Origin of the sequence: Loigolactobacillus zhaoyuanensis, from assembly GCF_003946385.1 — a bacterium.
In the GTDB taxonomy this organism is placed as follows: Bacteria; Bacillota; Bacilli; order Lactobacillales; family Lactobacillaceae; genus Loigolactobacillus; species Loigolactobacillus zhaoyuanensis.
On record NZ_RHOE01000080.1, the window covers coordinates 1 to 9,110 of the forward strand.

Below are 9,110 nucleotides of genomic sequence, written 5' to 3' on the forward strand. Positions count from 1 at the left end.
ATAATGGCTAGACATGGTACTCTGGGATTGGGTCATGAAGGCACCTACTCTCTTATTTTCTTGGCGATTATAAGAATAGGTCTTCATGGCCTTTTTGTCTATAGTTGGTCTAGTTCATTGGGTGTTGCACTTCAATTGTAAACTCGGCGCTCAATTAGGATTGATTAGTGAGCCATCGTTTTAAAGTCGGTTATATGCGCATATAAATACCGGTAAAACAGCCTTTCAACTGTTTTACCGGTATTTTACGTTCTAATTACCACTAACTTTAATGCTTAAACAATCAATAGTTGAATGTTCAGCCATTGCCTGCTGGTGCCGGAATGAAAGCCAACTGACTCTGCCTAGCTAAACTTTAGAGGGAGCCATTTTTTGCGCCCCTGAGTGAAAAATTAAGCTTTTTTATATTTGCGCATCATTTCGGCTAAATGAACTTCATGAGTAATGAATTCATGGGTGCGGCAGACGTAATCATGATCACGACCTAATTTAGCAATGTAGCCATTGATATAGTCAACTTCAGTTGGGCGGCCTTTAGAGAAATCTTGATACATGGATGGGTAGTGTAATGGATTGCCGACGCGGCTAACATAATCGACGGAATCAATTTCTTCTTGTCGAGTGGAAATCATTTGGATACCAGCGCGTTCGCAGGCATCATAGGATTCATTCATCAATTGAGTGGCCATGTCTTTGACACCGGGATATTCAATGAATTGACCCATCGTTAATTCAAATAGGGTACATAGTGTGTTGACCACAGCGTTAAAGACGACTTTCGCCATTAAAGTGCCCATGAAGTTATCAGTGACGATCGGGTTTAAATTAGCTGCCTTAAAGTCAGCAGCAACGGCTTTGATTTGCGGATTGATCGCTTCAGTATAGTTTGCCATATGCATTTCACCACTACCGGCTTCGCCAATGAAATCAACATCTCCAGGGCCATTTAAGACTGTGGCGATCATCGCTGTACCGCCGATAACTTTGTCATCAGCGAAATATTCGCGAATTTTATCAATATGGCCCATACCGTTCATGGCAGAAAAGACGATCTGTTGGTCATTGAATAATGGCGCACAACGTTTTAAAACGTCAGCTAATTGCATTTGCTTAACGAAAATGATCCATGCGTCTGGCTGTGCTTTATATTCTTCAGGATAAAAAATATCGATTGGTACTAGGTGGCGATCCTCATGGTTACGTGCGGCATAAACACCGCCTTGTTCGCGGACCTTCTCTACATTTGGTTGCCAAGTATCGATGAAATCAACTTTGACCCCAGCGTTTTCTTGTAACAATACACCAAAGCGATAACCCATGGCGCCAGCGCCGATAATTCCATAATGCATAATAATCTCCCTTTCTCTACTTCTCTACTTAGCAATTAATTATGTTAAAAACATTAATTTTAAATGAAAAAAAGCCCTGCAGAGTTTTAACTCTACAGGGCGATTTACGCGGTACCACCTGAATTATCAATATCACTGACATGACATTGCTCAATAAGCGTTTATAAGCAAACGTTTAGACTTGATATTGGTAGTTAACCAGCGATCCTCGTAAAGATTGCATGTTCAATGACTTTTAGTGTTAGGTAGGGTATCTTCTCAGCAACGATACTTTCTGCGGCATTACCTAACGCGTACTCCTCGATTGAATTCACATTTGTATTTCATTTAGTTTTAATGTTGATTAGTTTATATTTAATTTTTAAGAATGTCAATTACTAATTTATAAAATAAGCCGAACCTTTATCGGCGTGACAAGCATATTGGCGTAATCAGCTGAAAATAATGGTATTTTTTTCATGGTTCATTCAAATTTAGGGTTTACAATATTAAGTAATGAAAACAATAAGGAAGGAGTTATTCGATGGCTGGAAAACGACGCATTGTATGGATCGATATTGCCAAGGCGCTGGGCATCATCGCGGTAGTGATCGGTCACGCATATCCTGAACACGATACGTTTTATAAAGTTTTATATTGGTGGCATATGCCGTTATTCTTTATGATCGGTGGCTTTTTTTTGCGGCCGTTACAGTTTGGCCAATTCAAGCCTTTTGTGCAGCAAAAATTATGGCCACTGTTACGTGAATATTTTTGCTTTGGGTTATTTTTGACTATTGTTAGTGCTTGGATAACACCTCAACGCTGGCAGGGATTACTTCAGGGTCTAAGTGATCTATTGTATGGCGGGACGCATCTAAATGGCATCCTCAGTGCATTTTGGTATATGACGGTTTATTTACTGGCGATCACGTTGTTGACTCTGATTATTTCTTTTGTGCCGCAAAATTGGTTACGCTGGTTAATTGTAACCGCCGCTTTTTTTGTCGGGACGGCCTATTCGAGCTCGGTCGCTTTATTCGGGTTTTCGTTACCCGGGGATGCCGACGTTGCCTTGTGCGCACTTTTTTATATGTACGCCGGTCGGGAGCTTTTTCGTTATCAGCGTCAACATTTAAATTCTAATTGGTGGCTAGGCGTGATCGTGGCGTTGAGTAGTGCGGGTATTATGGCGCAACAACTAGGCGTGATCAACTTACACTTATATCTCAAATCTCACGAGATCACTAGCCAAATATTAGCGCTAGCGTTACCGCTAATTTTGTGCAGCGCTGTTTTTATGCTTGCTTATTGGCTACAATATACGCCGTTAGTTGCTGGTCTGACTTTTATTGGCAAACATACGATGATCATTATGTATTTGCATAAATTAGTTTTTGCGATTTTTGAACCGGTAACTAATGGGCAGTGGTTGCTTTTAGTCATAGTGGGGATTATGATACCCTTGATGGTGATGATACTGTTTGAACAGCTTAAAACGAGCAGGCAGCAACTTTGGCTGATGCCTGGACTGCAGTAAATAATTCCTAAGAACTATGAACAGGTGGGAACGCAATGAAAAAGTGGCGGCTTTGGGTGATCGGTTTATTTGGTACATTCTGTCTGGCTGCCTTACTGTTGACTTGGTATCAACGCCAGCAGCAAAATGCGCGCTATTTAAGCTCGCCGACACCGACTGTGTTTGTTCACGGTTGGCGAGGAACGGCGCACTCGACTGATCAAATGATTGCTGCCGCTGAAGAAGCTGGTGCCGCCAAAAAAGTGCTGACGGTGACCGTGAATCCTCAAGGCAAACTGATTTATAGTGGTTACTGGCGAAAAAATCAGCGCAACCCAATGATCCAGGTGATTTTTAGCAATAATCGGGCTGGCGAGGTTCAATATACCCGCTGGCTAGTTAAGCTAATGCGCGATTTAAAACAACGCTATCAGATCAAACAAGTTAATCTGGTCGGTCATTCAATGGGCGCCTACGCTGTGGTTGCTTATGGCATGCAAGCTGGGCAACGAAAGGATTTTCCGCGACTAAACAAATTAATTGCGATCGCTGGCCCGTTTGATGGCATTGTTGGCCACCCGGTAGCGATTCATCCTGCTGACGGGACAACTTGGACGGATCGGCCACACCAAAATAAGTTGTTAGCTGACGGTTCGCCGCTGATCGTGCATCCTGAGTATGTGCGTCTTGAACGGCTACAGCAACATTTTCCCCGCCAAACCAAAGTACTGAATATCTATGGTGATCTGCAGGATGGGACAGCCTCAGATAAAGTGGTGACGCTGGTTTCGGCCAAGTCACTGCGTTATTTAGTGGTTAAGCGTGCGGCCAGCTACCAGACGCAAAAAGTGAACGGTCCCAATGCGGAACATAGTCGATTACATCAAAATAATCCAGTAGTCGATGGCGCATTGATTTCATTTCTGTGGGGCAGATGAGAGTGATTTTGCATGAAACTCTTGAATATGCTAAGCTTACCTTTGTTTTTGGAACTGCCCGGTAAAAAAGTAAAGGTGGCTTTATTGATGGAGACCAAATGGAAGATCGTCCTTGCGACCGTCGTCTGTTTAGCGTTAGTGCTTGGGATTTTGGCAACATTACGATTGCCTTGGGCATTAACTTTGCTAAGCGCGGTTGCAACTTTGCTGCTAGTCAGCGTTTTAGTGGCGATCATCTCTTACGTTTTCGGCGTAATCGAGTCGAGTATTCGACGTAATTAATGAATTAATTTCTGGAATATAAAAAGCAAGTTGACCCACACAAATTGTGGACTAACTTGCTTTTTTTGTTATTTCTCTAATGATGTATGATTATCAAGCTTGGTTTTAACAACTAATACGTCGGGTAAAGCGTGGCGGTTAACGTATTCAGTTACTGAACCGACCAAGACACGTTCCATTGCGTTTAAGCCAGTAGCGCCGATCATGATCAAATCGTTATGGTGTTCCGCTGGAAAATCTTGAGCAATCACTGTTTTGGGGCTGCCAAAACGAACATGGATCGCGATATCTTCGAAACCATCGGCTTCCTTAACTTTTTTTACGACATCTTCCAAATACTTTTGTGCGTCTTCAGACATTTTATAGATGACGTCGCCATCAATTAAACCAGAATAATTATAGCTATACTGTTTGGTATCGAGAATATTTAAAAGATCAATGTGCGCTTGATTCCGTTTAGCAACCGCGATTGCTTTTTCCAACGCCAGCTCAGCTTCGTCAGAACCATCCATGGGCACTAATATGTTGCGATATTCTTGTAACATAATACTTCCCCCGCTTTCGTAATGTAGTTAACATGACTATTATAGCCCAATTAGGCCTAACTTTTCAGCAAAAACGTGATGAAAAAATAAACTAGCTTAGCGGCGGTGTTTTTTTGCTTAATTCTACGCTCCAAATGATATAAAAAATGCCCACTACAGCGTAGCAGGCACATCATCTTAAGAAATGAGGTTAAGCAGGCCTCATTTCAAATTTACCATTAAATACGTTACAGGTAAATCTTTTTTCGCATAAATTTCAGCCCGTAGCGCAAGGCAAAATTCAGTCGGAAGCATGAGACCATCGCGGCAATAACGCTTTATAATAGAGTTATCGAATCAGATAAGAATAATGTAGCACTGATTGAGCCGACGCAAACATGGTTTAAATTGAAGGAGTTTTAATAATGAATAAATTACACAAATCAGCAACTAATCGAATGGTGGCCGGGGTTCTTGGTGGTTTTGCGGAACGCTATGGCATTGACGCCACGTTACTACGTGTGATTTTTGCCTTTTTAGCCGTGGTGACCATTGGCTTTCCAATGGTGATTCTTTATGCTATTGCCGCAATGATCATGCCTAATTAACCGTTAATCACTTACCACCGCGCAGACGTTGCGCGGTTTTTTGTATAACTTGATCGTGGTCAAGGTGTTACATTAAAAATTCTACTACTATTTAAGATAATGAGAGCGAGGCTAGACTAATGATCAATATGTATTTTCATACCAGTGATCCAGCTAAGAATAAAATGGTGCGTTGGTTCAAACGCCAACATTTAGGTGTCCAGATCCGTAATATTTTACAAAAGCCATTAAGTAAGGCAGAAATCACACAATTATTTTTGATGTCCGATAATGGGACTGATGATTTATTGGCGCAACGTTCCAAGGCTGCTAAAGCATTGGATCTGGATAGCGACTTAACTTTTAATCAAATGATCGACACGGTTCAAGCACACCCGCAGATTTTAAAGAATCCAATTGTTTTTGATGAGCATAGTTTGATCACCGGTTTCAACTTGGAAAAAGTCGGTGTCTTTATCCCACAGACACAGCGCAAACGAGAACTGCTGTCATTATTTGGGCAACTTTATAAAGCTGACTTGATCTAAAGTAGTGGGGTAAAAGGGTTGGGGCAGTTCATTAAAATGAAAACGCTTTACAAATGTACCCGGACACTTTTGCAAAAGTGTCCGGGTACAAAACGCTTGATTATTTGTAAAATATTCTCTAGAGTAATTTGTGGATATTAAAAGTAGAAGTTCGATTTTTAGTGAATTTTAGGTGGGGAAGGTATTTAAGTAATGAAAATGTTAAAAAATGAATGGCGCTTCATCGGCCATAATCGTTTAATTTTGCTGTCAGTGATCGTTATGACGCTGATACCGCTGCTGTACAGTGTGTTCTTCTTAAAGTCCGTCTGGGACCCATATGGCGAGACACAGGCGTTGCCAGTGGCGGTGGTCAATCAAGATCAGCCGGTTAAATATAATGGTGAAACATTGAATGTCGGTAAGCAAACGGTGCAAAAGCTGAAAAATAATAAACAATTGGGCTGGCGCTTCGTTTCTGCCAAGCAAGCAAAGCAAGGATTGAAAGATAAGAAATATTATACGGTGATCACATTGCCGAAGAATTTCTCTGCTAATGCGACGACCGCTTTAAACAAGAACCCGAAGAAAATGCAGCTAAGCTACAAAACTAATGGTTCACTGAACTATATCGGTGAAGTCATCAGTGAGATCGGCGCTACTTCTTTGGACAAAGAAATTCGTGCCGCGGTGACTAATGCTTACGCCAGCGCAATGTTTGATCAATTGCATGTCGTTGGTAAAGGGATGACCACTGCCGCAAAAGGTGCGACCCAACTAGATAATGGGTTAGTCACGTTAAATGACGGTTTAGGTCAATATACCGTTGCTGTTTCGCAAGTCAACGATGGCGTCCAAACGCTGAAAGTCAGCGTGAAACCATTGGCTAGTGGCGTTCAGCAATTAGCTACAGGGGCCATGCAATTGCAGGCTAACTCCGCAGCGTTAAACAGTGGGGCACAGCAGGTAGCTAATGGTACACAAACACTTAATAGTAAAGTCGGCCCACTGGCTAGTGGTGTCGATCAATTAACTGTCGGTTCAGGCAGTCTAGTTAACGGTCTTGGCCAGTATATAACAGGTGTTGGTTCACTTAATACCGGTCTAAATACTTTAGCAGATAGTTCAACGCAGGTTACGGGTGGGGTTCAGCAATTAGTAGCTGGAACGAAAGAATTGCCACTGGCTGCTGCTGGTATCTATGCATATAATAGTACGATAAGTCAAAATTTAAGTAAAATTCAGACTGAGCTACAGCAAACTGATTTATCTCAAGTTTCTAATCAAGTTTCACAAATGCAGTCAGTTAATGAACAGTCACAAGCTGTCGCTGACCAAATGTCAACTTTAGAAGACAGCTTACCAGTATTACAAGGATTATCGAGTACGCTCACAGAATTGTCAGCTTCACAACAAACAATTACTAATGTTCAGGACCAGATTGATGGTTTGGCGGGCTTACAAAGTCAATTGAAAACAAGCTTAACTAATAGCGCAACTACAGACGGTCAAATTGCTGAAAGTAGTACAACAACGGCTCAACAGTTGAAAGGCATTGATCAAAGTAAACTTAGCGATGCCGATAAAACAATATTAGAAACAGCGATTGATACTAATAGTGCTAATGCAAAATCTGCTGAGGCTAATGTCAAAGTAACTACTGATGTTGGAACTCAGTTAAACACAGCACTAGATGGCCTAGACTTAAGTCAAATTAATAAGTTAATGAAGGCTATGCCAAACGCTGAAACAATAACAACCACTCAGCAGATCATGAATGACTTACCGGCAATGATTACTTCGGCAAAAAGTTTATTAAAAACGAGTAGTAGTATGACAAACTCTGATACACAAGCACAGCTAAATGGTTTAGTTACTAAACTGGGCGAGCTAACTGATGGTATTCAGCAGTTGTCAGCAGCTTCCAACACGGTTACTGGCTATGCCAATGAATTAAATTCAAAAGTAAATGGTTCTGGTGTTAATACTTCAAGTGAAGCAAAAATTGCAGCAACTATCGGAAATTCAACAATGCTTACACAAATCAATCAATTATCTGGTGGATTACAGCAATACGTAGGCGGAGTGAACACAGCAGCAGCGGGATCTAATCAATTAGCTGCTAATTCTAGTACTTTGAATAGCGGCGCGATTCAATTAAATAGTGGATTATTAACGTTAAATAGTTCTATTCCCACTCTTTCTAATGGTGTTAGCCAATTGGCATCAGGCTCATCGCAGGTTGCTAGCGGCGTTAGTCAATATACGGCTGGTACGGATACACTTGGTAATGGCATTTTGACATTGAATGCACAGATACCAACTTTAACTGCTGGTGTTGATCAATTAGCTGATGGCACTAGTCAATTAAACAGTAAATCGGCTGAATTAATGGCTGGTGGCAACAAACTAAACGATGGTTCTAATACCTTAGCCACTGCTTTGACTGCAGGGGGTAAGCAAGTTAACGGTATCCAAACAACTGCGAAGACAGCCGATATGTTTGCTAGTCCAACTAAATTGACCCATAAAGATTATAGTTATGTACCAAATTATGGCCATGCGTTGGCGCCATACGTCTTATCATTAGCCTTGTACGTTGGGGCAATTGTCTTTAACTTTGCTTATCCAATTCGGCGGATCTCAACTAAGGGTCAGTCGGCAACGGCTTGGTTCTTCAGTAAAGTTTCTGTCGGTGGTGCGGTGGCAATTATGATGGCGGTGATCGAAGCCAGCTTGATGCTGCTCTTTGGTCTAAGTGTCGATCACGTGGGTCAGTTCTACCTAATGGCGATCACGTTTGCACTGGCATCGATGTTCCTAGTGATGCTGCTATCGATGGCCTTTGATAATCCAGGTCGTTTTGTGGCGATGGTCTTGTTGATGTTGCAACTTGGCGGCTCTGGCGGGACTTTCCCAATGGAGGTCACCAACTCGTTCTACAATGCGATCCATCCTTATTTACCGATGACCTATTCGATCCTCGGATTCCGGCAAGCCATTACTTCTGGCTTAGGTAATGGTCAAACTTGGAGCGCGTTTGCTACCTTAGCAGGTATCTTAGTGGTTAGCTTATTGCTCCTTTGGTGGATCATGCAGATCCTGCAACGGATTCATTTAAATGGTGTTTCACAATTAGATGAAAATCAAAAATTACAAAAATTAGAACAATAATTTTTAAGCTTAGCTGAGTTAAATCGGCTAAGCTTTTTTTGTCGGTTAAAATAAATGATAGTCTCATATTTGGAATTAATTCTATCGCGCGTTTTATAATCAAGTTAGCCAAATACTTTTAGCTAATTGATAAAATAAAAAACACCAAGACAAATCTCTGTTATCATTGATGTTCCTACACAAACAATGAAAGAGGTTATTGTCTTGATGCAAGAACAGAATACCACAGTC

The 9,110-nt window shown here is 41.4% G+C and carries 8 protein-coding genes; 6 read left to right on the plus strand and 2 right to left on the minus strand.

The window, feature by feature from the left end; translation table 11 throughout:
• Nucleotides 1-392: 392 nt before the first annotated feature.
• Complete coding sequence (locus tag EKM76_RS11735; RefSeq protein WP_125550814.1) at nucleotides 393-1,349, minus strand: ketopantoate reductase family protein; 957 nt, start codon at nucleotides 1,347-1,349, stop codon at nucleotides 393-395.
• Nucleotides 1,350-1,872: 523 nt separating this feature from the next.
• On the opposite strand from EKM76_RS11735, the gene EKM76_RS11740 reads away from it, so the two are divergent.
• From EKM76_RS11740 to EKM76_RS11750, 3 genes are all read left to right on the plus strand, one after another.
• On the plus strand, nucleotides 1,873-2,868 hold the full coding sequence (locus EKM76_RS11740; protein ID WP_125550815.1) for an acyltransferase family protein: 996 nt from the start codon (nucleotides 1,873-1,875) through the stop codon (nucleotides 2,866-2,868).
• Between the two features lie 35 nt (nucleotides 2,869-2,903).
• A complete protein-coding gene (locus EKM76_RS11745) occupies nucleotides 2,904-3,785 on the plus strand; it encodes an alpha/beta hydrolase (RefSeq protein ID WP_125550816.1) in 882 nt (293 codons plus the stop codon).
• A gap of 87 nt (nucleotides 3,786-3,872) precedes the next feature.
• Nucleotides 3,873-4,067 carry a hypothetical protein gene (locus tag EKM76_RS11750; RefSeq protein WP_125550817.1) on the plus strand — a complete coding sequence of 65 codons (195 nt, stop codon included), beginning with the start codon at nucleotides 3,873-3,875 and terminating at the stop codon, nucleotides 4,065-4,067.
• A gap of 68 nt (nucleotides 4,068-4,135) precedes the next feature.
• Here EKM76_RS11750 and EKM76_RS11755 read toward each other — a convergent pair whose 3' ends face one another.
• Nucleotides 4,136-4,612 carry a universal stress protein gene (locus EKM76_RS11755; RefSeq protein WP_125550818.1) on the minus strand — a complete coding sequence of 159 codons (477 nt, stop codon included), beginning with the start codon at nucleotides 4,610-4,612 and terminating at the stop codon, nucleotides 4,136-4,138.
• 404 nt (nucleotides 4,613-5,016) lie between these two features.
• Here EKM76_RS11755 and EKM76_RS11760 point away from each other — a divergent pair, with 404 nt between their 5' ends.
• From EKM76_RS11760 to EKM76_RS11770, 3 genes are all read left to right on the plus strand, one after another.
• Nucleotides 5,017-5,199 carry a PspC domain-containing protein gene (locus EKM76_RS11760; RefSeq protein WP_125550819.1) on the plus strand — a complete coding sequence of 61 codons (183 nt, stop codon included), beginning with the start codon at nucleotides 5,017-5,019 and terminating at the stop codon, nucleotides 5,197-5,199.
• 119 nt (nucleotides 5,200-5,318) lie between these two features.
• Nucleotides 5,319-5,726 (plus strand): ArsC/Spx/MgsR family protein, encoded by a 408-nt coding sequence (locus EKM76_RS11765; RefSeq protein WP_125550820.1) that lies wholly within the window; start codon nucleotides 5,319-5,321, stop codon nucleotides 5,724-5,726.
• Between the two features lie 198 nt (nucleotides 5,727-5,924).
• Nucleotides 5,925-8,879, plus strand: a complete 2,955-nt coding sequence (locus EKM76_RS11770) for a YhgE/Pip domain-containing protein (RefSeq protein ID WP_164507652.1) — start codon at nucleotides 5,925-5,927, stop codon at nucleotides 8,877-8,879.
• The last annotated feature ends 231 nt before the right edge of the window (nucleotides 8,880-9,110 follow it).

Excerpts from the sequence above, each read along its gene's own strand:
- EKM76_RS11765 (WP_125550820.1), top strand. The coding sequence starts at position 5,319 with ATGATCAATATGTATTTTCATACCAGTGATCCAGCTAAGAATAAAATG.
- EKM76_RS11750 (WP_125550817.1), top strand. The coding sequence starts at position 3,873 with ATGGAGACCAAATGGAAGATCGTCCTTGCGACCGTCGTCTGTTTAGCG.
- EKM76_RS11745 (WP_125550816.1), top strand. The coding sequence starts at position 2,904 with ATGAAAAAGTGGCGGCTTTGGGTGATCGGTTTATTTGGTACATTCTGT.
- EKM76_RS11735 (WP_125550814.1), bottom strand. The coding sequence starts at position 1,349 with ATGCATTATGGAATTATCGGCGCTGGCGCCATGGGTTATCGCTTTGGT.
- EKM76_RS11740 (WP_125550815.1), top strand. The coding sequence starts at position 1,873 with ATGGCTGGAAAACGACGCATTGTATGGATCGATATTGCCAAGGCGCTG.
- EKM76_RS11755 (WP_125550818.1), bottom strand. The coding sequence starts at position 4,612 with ATGTTACAAGAATATCGCAACATATTAGTGCCCATGGATGGTTCTGAC.
- EKM76_RS11760 (WP_125550819.1), top strand. The coding sequence starts at position 5,017 with ATGAATAAATTACACAAATCAGCAACTAATCGAATGGTGGCCGGGGTT.
- EKM76_RS11770 (WP_164507652.1), top strand. The coding sequence starts at position 5,925 with ATGTTAAAAAATGAATGGCGCTTCATCGGCCATAATCGTTTAATTTTG.